Source organism: Acidovorax sp., from assembly GCF_046339755.1.
GTDB lineage: Bacteria > Pseudomonadota > Gammaproteobacteria > Burkholderiales > Burkholderiaceae_C > Acidovorax.
Genome location: NZ_JBKDTZ010000414.1, coordinates 1 through 19100 on the forward strand (window position 1 = coordinate 1; position 19100 = coordinate 19100).

The 19100-nt window shown below is 69.1% G+C and carries 18 protein-coding genes; 12 read left to right on the top strand and 6 right to left on the bottom strand.

The genetic code is table 11. The features are described 5' to 3' along the window. Positions 1 to 284: TorF family putative porin (locus tag ACK59X_RS35465; RefSeq protein ID WP_409964283.1), on the bottom strand; the 284-nt coding region annotated here is incomplete at its 3' end. Between the two features lie 215 nt (positions 285 to 499). Here ACK59X_RS35465 and ACK59X_RS35470 point away from each other — a divergent pair. Together ACK59X_RS35470 and ACK59X_RS35475 are read left to right on the top strand one after the other, a co-directional pair. After that, positions 500 to 2035: a YifB family Mg chelatase-like AAA ATPase gene (locus ACK59X_RS35470; RefSeq protein ID WP_409964284.1), complete on the top strand. Its 1536-nt coding sequence runs from the start codon at positions 500 to 502 to the stop codon at positions 2033 to 2035. Between the two features lie 36 nt (positions 2036 to 2071). Further along, entirely contained in the window at positions 2072 to 2539 is a 468-nt protein-coding gene (locus tag ACK59X_RS35475) for a MarR family winged helix-turn-helix transcriptional regulator (protein ID WP_409964285.1), read from the top strand. A gap of 12 nt (positions 2540 to 2551) precedes the next feature. On the opposite strand, the gene ACK59X_RS35480 is transcribed toward ACK59X_RS35475, so the two are convergent. Further along, the gene (locus ACK59X_RS35480) at positions 2552 to 3430 is read right to left on the bottom strand and encodes an amidohydrolase family protein (protein WP_409964286.1); all 879 of its coding nucleotides are present in this window, start codon (positions 3428 to 3430) and stop codon (positions 2552 to 2554) included. 158 nt (positions 3431 to 3588) lie between these two features. Here ACK59X_RS35480 and ACK59X_RS35485 point away from each other — a divergent pair, with 158 nt between their 5' ends. The 7 genes from ACK59X_RS35485 to ACK59X_RS35515 all read left to right on the top strand — a co-directional run bounded on the left by ACK59X_RS35485 (position 3589) and on the right by ACK59X_RS35515 (position 12583). Beyond that, on the top strand, positions 3589 to 4371 hold the full coding sequence (locus ACK59X_RS35485; RefSeq protein ID WP_409964287.1) for a crotonase/enoyl-CoA hydratase family protein: 783 nt from the start codon (positions 3589 to 3591) through the stop codon (positions 4369 to 4371). A gap of 203 nt (positions 4372 to 4574) precedes the next feature. Next, a complete protein-coding gene (locus ACK59X_RS35490) occupies positions 4575 to 6452 on the top strand; it encodes a feruloyl-CoA synthase (RefSeq protein ID WP_409964288.1) in 1878 nt (625 codons plus the stop codon). A gap of 26 nt (positions 6453 to 6478) precedes the next feature. Next, positions 6479 to 7264 (top strand): SDR family NAD(P)-dependent oxidoreductase, encoded by a 786-nt coding sequence (locus tag ACK59X_RS35495; protein WP_409964289.1) that lies wholly within the window; start codon positions 6479 to 6481, stop codon positions 7262 to 7264. A 53-nt stretch (positions 7265 to 7317) separates the two neighbouring features. Continuing rightward, positions 7318 to 8310 carry a Bug family tripartite tricarboxylate transporter substrate binding protein gene (locus ACK59X_RS35500; protein ID WP_409964290.1) on the top strand — a complete coding sequence of 331 codons (993 nt, stop codon included), beginning with the start codon at positions 7318 to 7320 and terminating at the stop codon, positions 8308 to 8310. A 105-nt stretch (positions 8311 to 8415) separates the two neighbouring features. Then, the gene (locus ACK59X_RS35505; protein WP_409964291.1) at positions 8416 to 10155 is read left to right on the top strand and encodes an acyl-CoA dehydrogenase family protein; all 1740 of its coding nucleotides are present in this window, start codon (positions 8416 to 8418) and stop codon (positions 10153 to 10155) included. A gap of 106 nt (positions 10156 to 10261) precedes the next feature. Continuing rightward, on the top strand, positions 10262 to 12016 hold the full coding sequence (locus ACK59X_RS35510) for a tannase/feruloyl esterase family alpha/beta hydrolase (protein WP_409964292.1): 1755 nt from the start codon (positions 10262 to 10264) through the stop codon (positions 12014 to 12016). Positions 12017 to 12154: 138 nt separating this feature from the next. Further along, positions 12155 to 12583 carry a VOC family protein gene (locus ACK59X_RS35515; protein WP_409964293.1) on the top strand — a complete coding sequence of 143 codons (429 nt, stop codon included), beginning with the start codon at positions 12155 to 12157 and terminating at the stop codon, positions 12581 to 12583. Here ACK59X_RS35515 and ACK59X_RS35520 read toward each other — a convergent pair. From ACK59X_RS35520 to pcaB, 3 genes are all read right to left on the bottom strand, one after another. Further along, entirely contained in the window at positions 12573 to 14072 is a 1500-nt protein-coding gene (locus ACK59X_RS35520; RefSeq protein ID WP_409964294.1) for a fumarate hydratase, read from the bottom strand. The genes ACK59X_RS35515 and ACK59X_RS35520 overlap by 11 nt on opposite strands. A gap of 16 nt (positions 14073 to 14088) precedes the next feature. Further along, positions 14089 to 15072 (bottom strand): tripartite tricarboxylate transporter substrate-binding protein, encoded by a 984-nt coding sequence (locus tag ACK59X_RS35525; RefSeq protein WP_409964295.1) that lies wholly within the window; start codon positions 15070 to 15072, stop codon positions 14089 to 14091. Between the two features lie 65 nt (positions 15073 to 15137). After that, on the bottom strand, positions 15138 to 16514 hold the full coding sequence (gene pcaB / locus ACK59X_RS35530) for a 3-carboxy-cis,cis-muconate cycloisomerase (protein ID WP_409964296.1): 1377 nt from the start codon (positions 16512 to 16514) through the stop codon (positions 15138 to 15140). A gap of 126 nt (positions 16515 to 16640) precedes the next feature. On the opposite strand from pcaB, the gene ACK59X_RS35535 reads away from it, so the two are divergent. The 3 genes from ACK59X_RS35535 to ACK59X_RS35545 all read left to right on the top strand — a co-directional run bounded on the left by ACK59X_RS35535 (position 16641) and on the right by ACK59X_RS35545 (position 18358). Continuing rightward, positions 16641 to 17381, top strand: coding sequence for a GntR family transcriptional regulator (locus ACK59X_RS35535; protein ID WP_409964297.1), 741 nt, complete (start codon positions 16641 to 16643; stop codon positions 17379 to 17381). Between the two features lie 85 nt (positions 17382 to 17466). Continuing rightward, positions 17467 to 17847: a VOC family protein gene (locus ACK59X_RS35540; RefSeq protein ID WP_409964298.1), complete on the top strand. Its 381-nt coding sequence runs from the start codon at positions 17467 to 17469 to the stop codon at positions 17845 to 17847. Then, positions 17804 to 18358: an EVE domain-containing protein gene (locus ACK59X_RS35545; protein ID WP_409964299.1), complete on the top strand. Its 555-nt coding sequence runs from the start codon at positions 17804 to 17806 to the stop codon at positions 18356 to 18358. Before ACK59X_RS35540 ends, ACK59X_RS35545 begins: the two co-directional genes overlap by 44 nt. Before the next feature lie 9 nt (positions 18359 to 18367). On the opposite strand, the gene ACK59X_RS35550 is transcribed toward ACK59X_RS35545, so the two are convergent. Continuing rightward, positions 18368 to 19081: a hypothetical protein gene (locus tag ACK59X_RS35550; RefSeq protein WP_409964300.1), complete on the bottom strand. Its 714-nt coding sequence runs from the start codon at positions 19079 to 19081 to the stop codon at positions 18368 to 18370. Between the last annotated feature and the right edge of the window lie 19 nt (positions 19082 to 19100).

Sequence of the window (19100 nt, forward strand, 5' to 3'; positions counted from 1 at the left end):
TTGAACTTGTAGCCGCCGTAGATGTCGGACTCGATGGAGTTACCCGAGAGCCAGTCGACGCTGGAATTCCAGTTGCCGACATAGAAACCGGACTCGCCGAAGGCGTAGTCGAAGCCGCCCTGGATCGCGGGCTTGACAGCCTTGACCTTGGAGACATCCTGGTCCTGGCCACGGAACTTGTAGTTGGTGGTCAGGCTGACGTTGCCGGTCAGCTGGGCACTGGCCAGCAGGGGCAGGGTTGCAACAAGGGCAGCGCCCAGGAACTTGATGGATGCGCGGGTCATGTTTCCTCCGGTTGGACAAAGTAGGGACAAGCGCTTTAAGCATGGACCGTGCCACGCGCCACCAACGGGCCGTGGCACCTGCGGGCGGGGCAGATGGGGATTCCCTATTAAAGTGAGGGTTGAGGGGACTTTGCAATTGCACCACGGTGGTGCAACTGTGAAGCAGTTCACGCCGCCCCACCATAAAACGCACCCATCTGGGGAGAAAGTCGACCATGAGTCTTGCTTTGGTGCAAAGTCGCGCCCTTCTGGGGCTGCAGGCACCGGCCGTCACCGTTGAAGTGCACCTGGCCAACGGCCTGCCCAGCTTCACGCTGGTGGGCCTGGCTGAAGTGGAAGTGAAGGAGGCACGCGAGCGCGTGCGCTCGGCACTGCAGAACGCGGGCCTGGAGTTTCCCCACAACAAGAGGATCACGGTCAACCTCGCCCCGGCGGACCTGCCCAAGGATTCGGGCCGGTTCGACCTGCCCATCGCCCTGGGCATCCTGGCGGCCAGCGGACAGATCGATGGCAGCCGCCTTGCAGGCCACGAATTCGCGGGGGAGTTGTCGCTCTCGGGCGAACTGCGCCCGGTGCGCGGGGCGCTGGCCACCAGCCTGGCGCTGCAGACCCAGCACATCAGCACGCAACTGGTGCTGCCGCCCGGCAGTGCCGAAGAAGCCGCCCTGGTGCCCGATGCCCAGGTGGTGCGCGCGCGCCACCTGCTCGACGTGGTGCGCGCCTTCCTGCCGCCCGGCACGCCGGCCCCCGAAGGAGACGACGACGGCTTTACCCGCCTGCAGCCCACGCCCATGGCCACCGGGCTGCAGGGCCCCGACATGGCCGACGTGAAAGGCCAGGCCATGGCCAAGCGCGCGCTGGAGATCGCTGCGGCCGGCGGCCACAGTGTGCTGATGGCCGGGCCGCCCGGCTCAGGAAAATCCATGCTCGCACAGCGCTTTGCCGGCCTGCTGCCACCCATGGCGGTGCAGGAGGCGCTGGAGAGCGCCGCCATCTCCAGCCTGGCCGGCCGCTTCAGCCCCGAGCGCTGGGGCCTGCGCCCCACAGGGCAGCCCCATCACACGGCCAGCGCCGTGGCGCTGGTCGGAGGAGGCTCACCGCCTCGGCCTGGCGAGATCTCGCTGGCGCACCATGGAGTGCTCTTCCTCGACGAATTTCCCGAGTTCACCCGCGCTGCGCTGGAGGCGCTGCGCGAACCCCTGGAGACCGGCCACATCACCATCTCCCGCGCAGCGCAAAGGGCCGATTTTCCAGCCCGATTTCAAATGGTGGCCGCCATGAACCCGTGCCCCTGCGGATTTCTCGGCTCCACCCAGCGCGCCTGCCGCTGCACGCCGGACCAGATCTCACGTTACCAGGGCAAGCTCAGCGGGCCCCTGCTGGACCGCATCGACCTGCACGTGGAAGTGCCCGCCGTGCCCTCGGAGCAATTGCTCAAGGCGCCGCCCGGCGAATCCAGTGCCGCCATCCGCGAGCGCGTGGTGCAGGCGCGGGAACGGGCCCTGGCGCGCCAGGGCAAGACCACCCAGGCGCTGCAGGGCCAGGAGATCGACGAGCACTTGCACCTGGACGATGCGGCCGCCAAGTTCCTCAACACCGCGGCCGCGCGCCTGGGCTGGTCGGCGCGCAGCACGCACCGTGCGCTCAAGGTGGCGCGCACCATCGCCGACCTCGCGCGGGCGGATGCCACCGCCGTCGGCCACGTGGCCGAGGCCGTCCAATACCGCCGCGTACTGCGCAGTCCGGCCTGAACGCTATAGTCTCTTTACCTTCTGCAGCATCACCCCATGGCCAGCGCTTCCTCCCCCACCCTCGCACCCACCGCCACCGACGTGGTCGACAACAGCTATCTGCGCACCCTGGTGGGCTACAACGCGCGCCGGGCCTCGCTGTCCATCATCGAGGTGTTCATGGAGCGCATGGCGGTCTATGGGCTCAAGGTGGTGGATTTCTCGGTGCTCTCGCTGGTGGCGCACAACCCCGGCATCACCTCGCGCCAGCTGTGCTCCACGCTGGGCGTGCTGCCACCCAACCTGGTGGGACTGATCGCCGCGCTGGACCGGCGCGGCCTGATCGAGCGCCGCCCGCACCCGAGCGACGGGCGCGCGATGGGCCTGCACCTGACACCTGCGGGCGAGGACCTGTGCGGCCAGGCCGAGCAGACCGCCGCCCAGCTGGAAATCGACGCCACTGCGCGCCTTACGGCCACCGAGCGCAAGACGCTGATCCGTCTGCTGCAAAAGATCTACGACTGACCGGCCCGCCCTTCAAGCCGCCTTCGGCTTGTCCAGCCCCAGCAGGCGCACCGCATTGCCCTTGAGGATGCCGGGCATCACCTCGGGCTTGAAGCCGGCTTCCTGGAAATCCTTCATCCAGCGCTCGGGCGTGATCAGCGGGTAGTCGCTGCCGAACAGGATGCGGTCCTTGAGCAGGGTGTTGGAATACTGCACCAGATGCTTGGGGAAGTACTTGGGGCTCCAGCCCGACAGGTCGATCCAGACGTTGGGCTTGTGCGTGGCGACCGAGAGCGCCTCGTCTTGCCAGGGGAAGCTGGGGTGCGCCATCACGATCTGCATGTCGGGGAAGTCGATGGCCACGTCGTCCAGGTGCATGGGGTTGCTGTACTCCAGGCGCAGGCCGCCGCCGCAGCGCATGCCGCTGCCGATGCCGCTGTGGCCGGTGTGGAAGATGGCCGGCAGGCCGTACTCGGCGATCACCTCGTAGATCGGCCAGGCCATCTGGTCGTAGGGGTGGTAGCCCTGCACCGTGGGGTGGAACTTGAAGCCCTTGACGCCGTGCTCCTCGATCAGCCGGCGCGCCTCGCGCGCACCCATCTTGCCCTTGTGCGGGTCGATGCTGGCAAAGGCCACCATCATGTCGCTGTTGGCCTTGGCGGCCTCGGCGCTCTCTTCGTGGGGGATGCGCCGGCGGCCCATCTTGGACTCGGCGTCCACCGTGAACATCACCAGGCCGATCTTCTGCTCGCGGTAGTAGGCCACCGTCTCGGCAATCGTGGGGCGGCGGCCGTTCTTGAAGTACTTGTCGGCCGCGCGGTCGTACTCCTCGCCGTAGTTGTCGAACGGGTTCCAGCAGCTCACCTCGGCGTGGGTGTGGATGTCGATGGCGATCAGGTTCTCGTGGTCCATATCTGTCTCCTATGGTGACCGGGCTTTCATGGCACCGCCCTTCAGCATGCACCACCGCACAGCAGGTGGATCAAGGGTAACTACTGATGAAAAACCGGTCTGGCTTGCTTGAATTGGTTATTAACTATAACCACAATTCACGTATCAAGAAAGCCACCATGACCCATCCAGACATCCATTTCGAGCTTGCCGGCGACGAGCAGGAAGTTGCCGTGATCCGCCTCACGCGCAGTGCCAAGCGCAATGCACTGAACGACGGCCTGATCCTGGCCCTGCGCGACCTGTTCGAGAAAATGCCCGCCGGCGTGCGTGCCGCCGTGATCGACGGTGAGGGCCCGCATTTCTGCGCCGGCCTGGACCTGTCCGAACTCAAGGAGCGCGATGCCGGCCAGGGCCTGTACCACTCGCGCATGTGGCACGCCGCCCTGGAACGCGTGCAGTACGGCCCCGTGCCTGTGATCGCAGCGCTGCACGGCGCCGTGGTGGGCGGCGGGCTGGAGCTGGCCAGCGCCTGCCATATCCGCGTGGCCGACGAGTCCACCTTCTACGCGCTGCCCGAGGGCTCGCGCGGCATCTTCGTGGGCGGCGGCGGTGCCGTGCGCATCCCCAAGCTGATCGGCGCGGCGCGCATGACGGACATGATGCTCACTGGCCGCGTCTACAACGCGCAGGACGGCGAGAAGGTCGGCTTTGCCCAGTACCTGGTGCCCGAGGGCCAGGCCTTCGACAAGGCGCTGGAACTGGCCAAGCGCGTGGCGCAGAACGCACCGCTGACCAACTACGCGCTGATGCACGCCCTGCCGCGCATCGCCGAGCAGCCGGCGGACCAGGGCTTCCTCACCGAAGCCATGATGGCGGCCATCGCCCAGAGCGCGCCCGAGGCCAAGTCGCGCCTGGCGGACTTCCTGGAAGGCCGCGCCGCCAAGGTCCGCAAGGACTAGCGAAGGTGCGAACGAATCCACCATGCCCGCTCATCCCGCCAAAACACGCGCGCTCGTCGTTGCAAATGCTCGCCATAGCCCGAGTTATGGCTGCGCTTTGCGCCTAGATCACACGCGTTGTGACGGCCTGCTCGAACACGTCGAATCCATTCACACGTTCTACCCCACCGCGCATCTCTCACGCATCTGATGGACATCGACCCATGAGCGACCTCTCCACTCCCCTGGCCCCGCCCCGCTACCGCCCCGTGCCCTTCGGCGTCACCCGCGTCAGCGTGCGCGAGGGTGCGCCCGGCGTGCGCTACCTGCAGGCCGACCTGCCCCTGGGCGCCTATGCGCGCCGGGTCACGGACTATCTGGTGCATTGGGCCGAGGTGGAGCCGGAGCGCAGCTTCCTTGCGCGCCGTGTGCAAAACGCCGACGGCAGCACCGGCGACTGGCAGCACATCAGCTACGCCCAGGCGCTCGCGGCCGCACGCAGCATAGGCCAGGCCCTGCTGGACCGGGGCCTCAGCGCCGAGCGCCCGGTGGTCGTGCTCAGCGAGAACAGCCTGGAGCATGCGCTGATGGCCCTGGGCTGCATCTATGCGGGTGTGCCTTACTGCCCGGTCTCCCCGGCCTACGCCACGGTGAGCCAGGACTACGACAAGCTGCGCCATGTGCTGGACACACTGACGCCCGGCCTGGTGTTCGCGGCCGACGGTGCGCGTTTCGGCCGCGCCATCACCGCCACCGTGGCTGCAGATGTGGAGATCGTGCTGGCCCAGGGCGCCATCGACGGCCGCCCGGCCACCACCTTCCAGAGCCTGCGCAACACTGTGGCCACGCCCGCCGTGGATGCCGCCATGCATGCCACGGGCCCGGGCACCATCGTCAAGTTCCTGTTCACCAGCGGCTCCACCAAGATGCCCAAGCCGGTGGTCAACACCCAGCGCATGTGGTGCGCCAACCTGCAGCAGATCACCCTGTCGCTGCCGGTGCTGGCCGAAGCCCCGCCCATCCTGGTGGACTGGCTGCCGTGGAACCACACCTTCGGCAGCAACCACAACTTCGGCCTCACGCTGCAGCATGGCGGCACGCTCTACATCGACGATGGCAAGCCTACGGCGGCGCTGATCGGCGAGACCCTGCGCAACCTGCGCGAGATCGCGCCCACCGTGTACTTCAACGTGCCCACCGGCTTCGAGATGATCGCCGAGGCGATGAAGACCGATGCCGCGCTGCGCCGCACCCTGCTGTCGCGCGTGCGCATGTTCTTCTACTCGGGCGCCGGCCTGGCCCAGCCCATCTGGGACAGCCTGCATGCCACGCAGGAGGCCGAGATCGGCGAGCGCATCGTGATGTCCACGGGCCTCGGGATGACCGAGTCGGCCCCCTCGGCCCTGTTCTGCAACAGCCCCGACGTGCGTTCGGGCCACATCGGCGCGCCGGTGCCGGGCATGGTGCTCAAGCTGGTCGACGTGGACGGCAAGACCGAGGTGCGCTACCGCGGCCCCAACGTGACGCCGGGATACTGGCGCTCGGACGCCGCCACGCGCGAAGCCTTCGACGACGAGGGTTATCTGTGCACGGGCGACGCCGTGCAGTGGATCGACGAAAACGACATCCACCGCGGCCTGCGCTTTGACGGCCGCATTGCCGAGGACTTCAAGCTCTCCACCGGCACCTTCGTGAGCGTGGGCCCCATGCGCGCCAAGATCGTGGTGGCGGGTGCGCCCTACATCCAGGACGCGGTGCTCACTGGCCTGAACCGCAAGGAAGTGGGCGCGCTGCTGTTCCTGTCTCCGGCCTGCCGCGAAGTGAGCGGGCTGGGCGCGGACGCCCCCTGGTCCGACGTGATCGCCAGCACCGGCGTGCGCCAGCGCATCCAGGCCGTCATCGACCACCTGGCACGCGAATCCACGGGCAGCGCCAGCCGCGTCGCGCGCGCGTTGCTGATGGCCGAGCCGCCCTCGCTCGACAAGGGCGAGATCACCGACAAGGGCTCCATCAACCAGCGCGCCGTGCTCAAACACCGCGATGCCCTGGTGCAGGCCCTGCACGATGGCACCGCGCCCGGCACGATCGTACCGGCCGCCTGAAGCACACAACCCACAGGAGTTACTTCATGCAGATCCAAGGACAGACCGCCCTCGTGACCGGCGCCGCCTCCGGCCTGGGCGAGGCCACCGCGCGCGAACTGGCGCGCCTGGGCGCCAAGGTCGCGGTGCTCGACGTGAACACCGCGCTGGCCGGCCAGGTGGCCGACAGCATCAACGCGCAGCATGGCGCCGGCACCGCCGTGGCCTGCACTTGCGACATCACCCAGACCGACAGCGTGGTGGCCGCCCTGGCCCAGGCCGAGGTGGCCCTGGGCCCGGCGCGCATCCTCATGAACGTGGCCGGCATCGGCAGCGCCAAGCGCGTGGTGCAGCGTGACGGCAGCGCCGCGCCGCTCGAAGACTTTGCGCGCGTGGTGGGCATCAACCTCATCGGCAGCTACAACATCAGCCGGCTGTTCGCGGCGGCCTGCGCCAAGCTGGCGCCGCTCGACAGCGGCGAACGCGGCGTGATGATGTTCACGGCCTCGGTGGCGGCCTTCGATGGCCAGGTGGGCCAGCAGGCCTACAGCGCCTCCAAGGGCGGTCTGGTGGGCATGACGCTGCCCATGGCGCGCGACCTGGCGCAGCACGGCATCCGCGTGTGTACGGTAGCCCCGGGCCTGTTCGCCACCCCGCTCATGAAGGAGCTGCCCGAGGCCGTACAGCAGTCGCTGGCCGCGAGCATCCCCTTCCCGCCGCGCCTGGGCAAGCCCGAGGAGTTTGCCGAGCTGGCGGCCCACATCGTGACCAACGGCCACCTCAACGGCGAGGTGATCCGGCTCGATGGCGCCCTGCGCATGGCCCCCCGATAGCCCCCCGTTCCCCGCCCCGTCAACACACCACCATACCTATACCGGAGACAACCATGACGACGACACGACGCCACTTTGTTCACACCCTGGGCAGCGCCGCTGCCCTCGCAGCGCTCTATCCCCTGTCTTCCTTCGCGCAGGCGCTGGACCAGGTCAAGATCATGTACGGCTTTCCGGCCGGCAGCGCGGGCGACAGCGTGGCCCGCCGCGTGGCCGAGAAGCTGGGCGGCACGGCCTACAGCAAGAACCCGGGCTTCGTCGAGAACAAGCCGGGCGCCGGTGGCCGCATTGCGGTGGAAACGCTGAAGAACTCCCCCGCCGATGGCTCGGTGCTCACCCTGGCACCGGTGTCGGCGCTGTCGGTGTATCCGCACATCTACCCCAAGCTCAGCTACAAGCCCGAGGACGTGGTGCCCGTCTCCATCGGCGCCATCATGCACCACGGCCTGGCCGTGGGCCCGGCCGTGCCGGCCGAGGTCAAGACGCTCAAGGACTTCCTGGCCTGGGCCAAGGCCAATCCGGACAAGGCCAGCTACGGCTCGCCCGGCGCGGGCTCCATGCCCCACCTGCTGGGCGCGCTGCTGGGCATCCGTGCGGCAGTGGAGCTCAAGCATGTGCCCTACCGCGGCACCGTGCCCAGCATCACCGATCTGGTGGGCGGCCAGATCGCTGCCGCCATGAACCCCAGCGGCGACTACCTGCAGTACATGAAGACCGGTCGCGTGCGCGTGCTGGCCACATCGGGCAAGAAGCGCTCGCCCTACCTGCCCGATGTGCCCACCTTCACCGAACTGGGCTACCCCGACGTGACCTCCGAGGAATGGTTCGGCTTCTACGCCCCGGCCAAGACGCCAGCCGCCACACTGGCCAGTGCCAATGCCGCCATCACCGGCGCGCTCAAGGACAAGACCGTGATCGACGCACTGGGCATCGTTGGCCTGGTGGCCCACGGCAGCACGCAGCAGGAGATGCTCGCCGACCAGAAGGCCGAATTCGAGCGCTGGGGTCCGCTGGTCAAGCAGATCGGGTTCACTTCGGAATCTTGAGTCTGGATTGGCGTCCCCTTGGGGGGACGCCCCGGTGGCGCTGGTCTTTGGCCGCGCCAGTTGCCAAGCCGCAGGTACACGACGGATATTGGAAGCACGACCCGCATGCAAGCACACCAGACCCTGGCCGATATCCAGCACCTGCTGACCGAGGTGCTCCAGGCGCCTTCGCAGTGGCAGGCGCTGGCGCCGTTTGCCGACAGCGATGGCGACCTGGCAGCCCAGGTGCTGGAAGAGGCCGCCAGGTTCGTCGACAGCGCCATCGCTCCGCTGCAGCGCACGGGTGATGAAGAAGGCTGCCGCTTCGAGGCCGGCACCGTCACCACGCCCACCGGTTTTCGCGCGGCCTACCAGGCCTTCTGGCAGGCTGGCTGGCCCTCGCTGGCCTGTGCACCCGAGGACGGTGGCCAGGGCCTGCCCGCGGTGCTCGAATGCGTGCTGTTCGAATGGCTGGCCGGTGCCAACCACGGCTGGACCATGGCCCCCGGGCTGTTGCATGGTGCCTACGAATGCCTGCGCCACCACGGCAGCGACGCCCTGAGGGCGCAGTACCTGCCGAAGATCGCCAGCGGCGAGTGGCTGGCCACCATGTGCCTGACCGAGGCCCATGCGGGCAGCGACCTGGGTCTGGTGCGCACGCGTGGCGTGCCGCAGGCCGACGGCAGCGTGCGCGTGAACGGCAGCAAGATCTTCATCTCCGGCGGCGAGCACGACCTGACCGACAACATCGTGCACCTGGTGCTGGCGCGCCTGCCCGATGCACCGGCGGGCCCCAAGGGGCTGTCGCTGTTCCTCGTGCCCAAGCTGCTGCCGGGCGGCGAACGCAATGCCGTGGTGTGCGAGCGCATCGAGGAGAAGATGGGACTGCACGGCAGCCCCACCTGCATGATGCGCTTCGACGACGCCACGGGCTGGCTGGTGGGCGAGCCCCACAAGGGCCTGGCCGCCATGTTCGTGATGATGAATGCCGCACGCCTGCACGTGGGCCTGCAGGGGCTGGGGTTGCTCGAAGCCGCCTGGCAGAAGGCCAGCGCCTATGCGCAGGAGCGCCGCCAGATGCGCGCGCCCAAGGCCGCAGGCCGCGCTGCGTCCATGGGCCCCGACCCGATTGCCGAACACCCGGCCATGCGCCGCCTACTGCAGACGCAGCGCTCCTGGATCGATGGCGGGCGCGTGCTGGCCTACCACACGGCCCTGCAGCTCGACCTGGCACGCCACCACACCGACGCCACCGAGCGCGCTGCCGCCCAGCGCTGGTGTGCCCTGGTCACCCCGGTGCTCAAGGCCGCGCTGACCGACCAGGCCTTCCACGGCGCGAGCGCCTGCCTGCAGGTCTTTGGCGGCCACGGCTATGTGCGCGAATGGGGCATCGAGCAGGTGGTGCGCGATGCGCGCGTGGCCATGATCTACGAGGGCACCAACGAGATCCAGGCCATCGACCTGCTGGTGCGCAAGGTGCTGGCCGATGGTGGCCAGGGCCTGTGCGCCCTGCTCGCCTCGCTGCGCCATGGCCTGCCGCCGGACGAGGCCGCCAACACCCGGCGCAATGCCCTGGCCGACACCACGCGCGCCTTGGCCGCCGCAGCCGCCACCGACCCCGAGCTCGCCTACTGGGTGGCCGATGACTACCTGCGCGCCGTGGCCCTGGTGCTGCTGGAATGGGCGTGGGCGCGCATCGCCGCCGCCCCTGCCAGCCAGGGCCCGCGCTGGGCAGATCCCGCCCAGGCCTTCGCCACCTGGGTGCTGCCCGAATTCGACATGCGCCTGGCCATCATTCGCCAGCGCCTGTCCACCGCTGCTGCCGACGTCCACCGACGTACCGCGCCCGCCATGGCTGCCGCCTGACGGTCCACGCCTTTTCTCTCTCCGCTTTCCCCCACCCCAGCGCTCCGAGGCCGCGCTGCGGGTCTGCCTGCCTGCGCCTTGCAACAACACACGAGGAGACAACACCATGACAAAGAGGAACGAGGGTATCTGGAACCTGCAGGGCCTGGGCCACCCGCTGGCACTGGCGGCGTTGCCCGCGGCAGCTCTGCTGCTGGCCGGCTGCGGCGGTTCGGACAGCGGGCTGCGCCAGCTGTCGGCGGCATCGCCGGGCACGCTGCAGTCCTGCGCCAACCTGGCCACCACGCTGTCGCTGCCCAACACACGCATCACCTCTGCGGTGCCCGTGGCCGAGGGCGAGCTCAAGGCCGCCGGCGTGAACACGCCCATCCCTGCGCACTGCCTGGTCAAGGGCGCGATGAACCAGCGCACCAGCGCGGTCGATGGCAACAGCTATGCCATCGGCTTCGAGATGCGCATGCCCGTGGCCTGGAACGGCCGCTTCCTCTACCAGGCCAACGGCGGGCTCGACGGCAGCGTGGTCACCGCCCTGGGCGCGACCAGCGGCGGCGCACCCGTGGCGCCTGCGCTGAGCCAGGGCTTCGCAGTGCTCAGCTCCGACGCGGGCCACAGCGCACCCACGCCCTTCTTCGGTGTGGACCCGCAGGCCCGGCTGGACTATGGCTACACGGCCGTGGGCAGCCTCACCCCCATGGCCAAGGACCTGATCAAGAGCGCCTATGGCAAGGCGCCGGATCGCTCCTACTTCGCGGGCTGCTCCAACGGCGGGCGCCATGCCATGGTGGCGGCCTCGCGCTATGCGGACCAGTACGACGGCATCCTGGCCGGCAACCCGGGCTTTCACCTGCCCAAGGCAGCCACGGCCCAGCTGTGGAAGGCCCAGCAGTACGCCAAGGTCTCCACACCTGACGCCAACGGCCAGCCCGACCTGAACACCTCGGTGAACGCCGCCGAGTACAGGCTGCTGGGCAGCCGCATCCTCGCCAAGTGCGATGCACTGGACGGCGTGACCGACGGCCAGGTCAACGACGTGGCGGCCTGCCAGGGCGCCTTCAACCTGCAGACCGATGTGCCCAGCTGTGCCCCGGGCGCCGCGCGCGACGGCAGTTGCCTGACCGCGGCCCAGAAGACCGTGCTGGCCGATATCTTCGCGGGGCCCAAGAACAGCAAGGGCGAGGCGCTGTACACGGGCACCTGGTTCGACCCGGGCGTGGGCGGCGCCAACTTCGCGCAGTGGCACTTGGGCTCGCCCGCCACACGCGACGCGGGGGCCGTGGCCTTCATCTTCACCTCGCCACCGTCCACCGTGGCGGCCTTCAGTGCGACCACGGGCCTGCAATACGCCCTGGCCTTCAGCATGGAGACCGACTACCCGAAGATGTTCGCCACCAGCGCGCTCTACCCCGAGTCGCCCTGGTCCTTCATGACGCCGCCCAATGAGGCCGACCTCGGCACGCTCAAGGAGCGCGGCGCCAAGATGATGGTCTACCACGGCGTGGCCGATGGCGTGTTCTCGCCCGTGGACACCGCCAACTGGATGGACCGGTTGCAGGCCAACCACAAGGGCGACGCGGCCAGCTTCGCGCGCCTGTACATGGTGCCCGGCATGAACCACTGCTCGGGCGGCCCGGCCACCGACCAGTTCGACATGCTGGCCCCGCTGGTGCAGTGGGTGGAACAGGGCAAGGCCCCCGACACCGTGCTGGCCCAGGCGCGCGGCGCCGGTGCCAACGTGGTGAACGCGGAGCTGCCCGCCAGCTGGTCGGCCAACCGCACGCGCCCGCTGTGCGTCTACCCCAAGGTGGCGCGCTACAACGGCACGGGCGATGTGGAGAACGCCAGCAGCTTCAGTTGCCGGTGAGCGGCTGATTCCGGGGCCGATGGGCTCGCGGGAGTAGCCACCAAGTCACAGCGGTAACAGGGGGTGAGTGCGGTGGCGCCCGCCCCCTGGCCGCCGGCACACTGCGCCCATGTTGTGAACCCACGCAAGGACCACGCCATGGAAACCCAGGAACTGCACCGCGGCCGCCTGATCGACCACATCCAGCTGGTGGTGCGCGATCTGCCGGCCAGCCAGGCCTTCTACAGCGCCATCTTCGAGGTGCTCAAGGTGCCCATGGGCGGCACCGCCGAAGACTATTTCTGGGCCGACGAGCTCTTCGTCTCCACGTCCCAAAGTGCCGCGGCACAGGGCCACCTCACGGGCCGCCACCACCTGGCCTTCCAGGCGCAGGACGAGGCCATGGTGCAGGCCTTCTACAAGGCGGCGCTGGCCCATGGCGGCACGGACAACGGAGCCCCGGGCGAGCGTCCCTACCACCCCGGCTATTACGCGGCCTTTGTGCTCGACCCCGATGGCAACAACATCGAGGCCGTGTTCCATGGCAAGGCCCAGCGCAGCGCGAGCTCGGTCAAGATCACGTTCTAGCTTCCCCGAAACGGTGGACCGTGTGCCCGTGCGAGTCCACGGCCACCGTGACCGGAAAGTCCACCACCTCGAACTCGTGGATGGCCTCCATGCCCAGGTCGGCAAAAGCCAGCACCCGCGCCTTGCGGATGGAGCGCGACAGCAGGTACGCCGCACCCCCTGTCGCCGCAAGGTAGGCCCCGCCATGGCGGCGGATCGAGGCGATGGCCTCGGGCCCGCGCTCGGCCTTGCCCACCATGGCCAGCAGCCCGGTCTGCGCCAGCAGCGGCTCCACGAAGCGGTCCATGCGGGTGGCGGTGGTCGGGCCGGCCGGGCCCACGGCCTCGCCGGCCACGGCATCCACCGGGCCCACGTAGTAGATGGTGCGGCCGCGCAGGTCCACCGGCAGCGGCTCGCCACGCTGCAGCAGTTCGACCAGGCGCTTGTGCGCGGCGTCGCGCGCGGTCAACAGGGTTCCCGTGAGCAGCAGGGTCTGGCCGACCTTCCATTGGCCGACTTCGGCGCGGTCCAGCGTGTCGAGGTCCACGCGCACGGCATCATCCACCACGAAGCTATCGGGAATGCCGTCCCATGCATCGAGCGACAGGTCCGGCAGGGGCGCCGGCCCCGCGCCATCGAGCGTGAGGCGCAGGTAGCGCGTGGCCGCGCAGTTGGGGATCAGCGCCACGGGGATCGTGGCCGCATGGCAGGGCGCGGTGCGCACCTTGACGTCGAGCACGGCCGAGAGCCCCCCGAGCCCCTGCGCGCCGATACCCAGCGCGTTGCTGCGCACGTGCAGATCCAGGCGCAGCGCCTCCTCGGGCGTGGCCGCGCCACGTGCGCGCAGCTCGTCAATGTCGATGGCATCGAACAGCGAGTGCTTGGCCAGCAGCATGGCCTGCTCGGGACTGCCGCCGATGCCGATGCCCAGCACGCCCGGCGGGCACCAGCCGGCGCCCATGCCAGGCAATTGCGCCAGCACCCAGTCGGCCACGCTGTCGCTGGGGTTCAATGTGGCAAAGCGCGCCTTCACGTCGCCGCCGCCGCCCTTGGCCACCACCAGCAGTTCCAGCGCATCGCCCTCCACCAGTTCGTAGTGCACGATGGAGGGGGTGTTGTCGCGCGTATTGGTGCGCGCGCCCAGCGGGTCGGCGACCATGGTCGCGCGCAGCGGATTGGCAGGGTCGCGGTAGGCCGTGCGCACCGCCTCGTCCACCACCACCTGCAGGCTGCGCAGCGCGCCGCCGTCGTGGCGCACAAAGCCCACGCCCATGCCGATGCGCAGGAACACCTGGGCCACGCCCGTGTCCTGGCACAGCGGGCGTCGGCCCAGGGCCGCCATGCGGCTGTTGACCAGCAGTTGGCCCATGGCGGCGCGCGCCGGCGCATGGGTCTCGGCCGCATGCGCGCGCCGCAGCGCGCGCACGAAGTCGGGCGGGTGCCGGTGGCTGATGAACTGCAGCGCCTGGGCGATGCTGGTGACCAGGTCTTCCTGCGCGATGCGGGTCATGGGCTGTGTTTCTTGCTCAGTCGATCTGGATCTTGGCGTCGGTGGCCACCTTGCGCCACTTCTCCACCTCGGCCGCGGTGTGTTTGGCAAAGGCGTCGGGCGCGTACTGCGCCTCGGGCAGCAGGTGGATGCCTTGGGCCGCCATGCGCGCCGTCCAGGTCTTGTCGGCCAGGGCCTTGAGGTAGGCCTGGTGGAGCTTTTGCACCACGTCCTTGGGCGCTCCCTTGGGTGCGTACAGGCCGTACCAGGTGGCGGCCTCGAATCCGGGCAGGGTCTTGTCGGCCAGCGGTGCCACGTTGGGGTACTGCTGCGGCATGGGCGTGAGCGAGGTCAGCGCGATGGCGTTGAGCCGCCCGCCGGCGACCTGCGGCAGCGCCGTGTTGCTCTGGTCGAACATGGCCTCCACCTGGCCGCCCACCAGGTCGTTCATGGCCGGGGCCGCGCCCTTGTACGAGATGGAGGTGACCTCGATGCCGGCGCGCGACTCGAACAGCGCGGCGATCAGGTGCGAGGTGGAGCCCACGCCCGCATTGCCGAAGTTGATCTTGCGCGGGTTGGCCTTGGCCGCGGCGATCAGCTCGGCCGCCGTCTTGTAGGGCGAGCTCTTGGGCACCAGCAGCACCAGCGGCGTATCGGGGAAGCGGAACACCGCTTCGAAGTCCTTCACCGGGTCGTAGGCCAGCTTTTTGTACAACGAGGGTGCCGCGCCCATGTAGCCCATGTGGCCGACCAGGAAGGTGTAGCCATCGGGCGCCGACTTGGCGGCCTTGGCCGCGCCGAGGGTGCCGCCCGCGCCGGCCGCGTTTTCGATCACGATGGACTGGCCCACCTGGCGCCCCACCTTGTCGGCGATGTCGCGCGCCATGGCATCGGTGGGGCCGCCCGCCGCAAACGGCACGATCCAGGTGATAGGCTTGGCGGGCCAGGCCTGCTGGGCATGGGCGAAGGTGGCGGCGCACAGCAATACGGCGGCCGCACCAAGGGTCTTGGCGGTGTTCATGGACGTGTCTCCTGGAATGGTTGTGGGAAGGAACGGAAAGCGCAAGAGGGGGTGCTGACCGGCGCTCAGCGGTCGGCCGCCGCCGAGGCGGCCAGGGCGCGGTCCACCATGGCGGGGGCCAGACCCAGGTAGTTGGCGGGGTCGGTGAGGCGGTCGATGGCCGCGCGGTCGAAGTGGCGTACCACCTCGGGCAGCGCGGCCAGGGCCTCGGCCAGGGTGCCGCCCTGTTCGTTGACGGTGCGGCAGGCGCCGTAGACGACGTCGTGCGCCTGCTGGCGGCCCATGGCCGGGGCCAGGCCCATCATCACCGCCTCGGCCACGATCAGGCCGCGGCTGATACCGAGGTTGCTGCGCATGCGCGCCTCGTCCACGATCAGGCCGCCGAGCGCGAACTTCGCCTGGTGCAGCGCACCCGCGGAGAGGATGAAGCTCTCGGGCAGGGCCAGCCATTCGGCATGCCAGGGGCCGGTGGCGCGCTCGAAGTCCTGCACCATGGCATCGAGCATCAGCCCCGCGTGCTGGCGCACGGCCTTGGAGGCCGCCAGCATCAGCTCGCTGGAGATCGGGTTGCGCTTTTGCGGCATGGTGCTGCTCGCGCCACGGCCCTTCACGAAGGGCTCGTAGACCTCGCCGAACTCGGTGGAGGCCATGATCATGGTGTCCAGCGCGATCTTGCCCAGCGAGCCGGTGACCAGGGCCAGCAGGTTCACTGCCTCGGCAAAACCGTCGCGCGCCACATGCCAGGTGGTCACAGGAACGGCCAGGCCCAGCTCGTCGGCCAGCGCAGCCTGCACCTCAAAGCCCTTTTCTCCCAGCGAGGCCAGCGTGCCCGCAGCCCCGGCGAACTGCACCACCAGCACGCGCTGGCGCAGCTCGGCCAGGCGCTCCTGGTGGCGGTCGAACATGGCCAGCCAGATCGCCACCTTGTAGCCGAAGGTCACGGGCAGGGCCTGCTGAAGGTGGGTGCGGCCGGCCATGGGCGTGTCGCGGTGCTTTGCCGCCAGCGCGGCCAGGATGCCGCGCAGCTCGCGGATGTCGGCCTCCACCAGCGCCAGGCCGTCGCGCAGTTGCAGCACGTTGGCCGTGTCCATGATGTCCTGCGTGGTCGCGCCCCAGTGCACGTAGCGCCCGGCCTCGCCGCACATCTCCACCATCTGGTGCACCAGTGGCAGGATGGGGTAGCCCACGATGTCGGTCTCGTGCCGCATGTGGTCGAAGTCCACGCGCTCCAGGCGCGATTCGCGCGCGATGGTCTCAGCCGCGTCGGCCGGGATCACGCCGCAGCGCGCCTCGGCCCGCGCCAGCGCCACCTCCACCTCGATGTAGCGGGCGATCAGGGTGCGGTCGGAGAACACCTCGCGCATGCGCGGCGTGCCGAAGGCGTCGCGGAACAGCACCGAATCGAGCACCGTGCTGGCAGGGGTAAACAGGGAAGAGGACATGGCAGGCCGGATATGTTGATAAAATACGAACATATATAAATGTTCGAACAAATTCGCTGAAGTGAACTGTAGATATGTTCGAACAAAACTCGGCCTGGGGTTTTCCCTAGGCAGGACGCTGACTGCATGACCACCACTGCCAAGACCCCCGACCTCGCCCGCGACCTGTCCGAAGGCATCGCCTCGGGCCGCTATGCCGTGGGCACGCTGCTGCCCACCGAATTCGAGTTGTGCGCGCAGTACGGCCTGAGCCGCTATGCGGTGCGCAAGGCGCTGGACGGGCTGCAGGAGCTGGGCCTGATCTCGCGGCGCAAGAACGTGGGCACGCGGGTCGAGGCCCAGCGGCCCCAGGCCGGCTTCACGCAGTCCATCGCCACCGTGGAAGAACTGGCACGCTTCGGCGCCGAGCATGTGCGCACGGTGCAGTCGTTCAACGAGGTGGTCGCGGACCTCGCCCTCGCCAAGGACCTGGGCTGCCCCGGCGGCACGCGCTGGCTGCACATCGCCTGCCTGCGCATGGAGGGCGGCCGCACGCGCAAGGCGCGCCCAATCTGCTGGCTGGACTTGTACATCGACCCGGCGTACGCCGACATAGGCCCCATCGTGCGCGATGCGCCCGAGACCCTGGCCAGCACCCTCATCGAGGAGCGCCACGGCCGGCGCATCGCGCGCATCCGCCAGGACATCGAGGCCGTGCTGGTGCCGCGCGAACATGCCGAAGCCCTGCGCGCCGAGGCCGGCGCACCGGCCCTGAAGATCACGCGCCACTACCTCGATGCGGCCGAGCAGGTGTTCGAAATCTCGGTCTCGCTGCACCCGGCCGACCGCTTCAAGTTCTCGCTTGAACTGACCCGCTCGCGCGAGTGAGCGCTGCTGCTACCGTGCTGACAAACCGCTGTCAGCAGCAGGTCCTCACCATCGGGGCTTCTTCATTCGCACGCAAGGAGCACCCATGAAAAGCGCCATCACCTGGTTCGAGATCCCCACCACCCAGCTGGACCGCGCCCAGGCCTTCTACGAGGCCGTGCTGGGCCAGACCATGCGCCGCGAGGCCATGGGCCCGAGCGAGGGCGCCGTGTTCGCCTACGACCCCGAGACCGATGGCACGGGCGGTGCCCTGCTCATGGGGCCTACCGCGCCCCAACCGGCCCCCGGCGCAGGCACCCTGGTCTACCTCGACGCGTCGCCTTCTCTCGACGAGGCGCTGGACCGCGTGGTCGCCCAGGGTGGCCAGGTGGCCCTGCCGCGCCAGGCGCTGCCGCCGGGCCTGGGCTTCTTCGCGCATATCCATGACCTGGATGGCAACCGCGTCGGCCTGCATGCGCTGGCCTGAACCCGTGCATTCCTACGCCCAATCGGCCTTGTGGGCCGAGGCCGCACCGACCTCCGCTGCGCCCCGCGGTAACTGGATCGCCGTGGCCTGCGCCGACCATGCGCGACGCGGCTGTGCCGAGCCCGGTGCCGGCTTCATGCAGGTGTGCCATGGCAAGGTGGCACCGCTGCGCCGCATGCAGGCCGGCGACCGCGTCGCCTACTACGCGCCCACGGTCAGCATGGGGGGCTGCGACCGGCTGCAGGCCTTCGTGTCCGTGGGCCTGGTGAAGCCCGGCGACCCCTATGCCTTCGACATGGGCGCTGGATTCGTCCCCTACCGCCGGGGCGTGGACTATGTGCCCGCCCTCGAGGCGCCGATTGCGCCGCTGCTGGACCACTTCGACTTCGTGCAGGACCGGGCACGCTGGGGCTATGCGTTCCGCTTCGGGCTGGTAGCCATCAGCGAGCACGACATGCGGCTCATTGCCCGTGCCATGGGCGCCGACCCCGGTCGGTTGCAACTGTCGTAACGGCGCGGCTCACGGCGCCGTGGCGCCAGGCACATAGGCATCGATGGGGGCCGGCTCCTTGTCACCCGGCTCCAGCAGAGCGAGCTTGGACCAGGACCAGTACTCGACATCGGCCGCCTTGTAACTGCCATAGGACTGCCCGCCCCACGAAAAGAACGAACCGGTGTGCCCGGTGGAAAGGGTGTGGATGCCCACGGCCAGCGCCCCGTCCTTCATGCGCGCGAGCCGAAAACCCCGGCGGATGCCCGTGCCGCCGTAGTGGTTGGCCGCGTGGGTGTCCCGGGGCTCCAGCTCCAGCATGCCCGACGTGCAGCCCACCTGGCTGCGGCCGTAGGTGGCCAGACTCCATTGCCGGGCGAGCACATTGCGCACGTTGCGCTCCCGGTTCACCAGCCGTGTGCGCAGCACCGTCTGCCCACCGGCCTGTTGCTGCACCCAGATCTGCATCTCCCGCCCATGCACGGGCACCGGCAGGCCGCCGTCCCAGGGCGTGCGGTTGCTGGGAATCTTGCCCCCGGCATATTCACCGGCCACCGGCGGCCAGGCATAGACGCCCTGCAGGGACGGGCAGCCCACCAGCGAACGCTCCCGGGCGCCGAATTCCGCGGGGGGCTCGGGCGTGCCGCGCACCTCGTTGCCGCAAGCGGCCAGCAACAGCAGGCACAGCGCCGCACAAGCTGCGCAGCCTGCCATCCGGTACAGCGCCATCGAATGGAACTCCATGGTCAAAGGGGTTCCATTG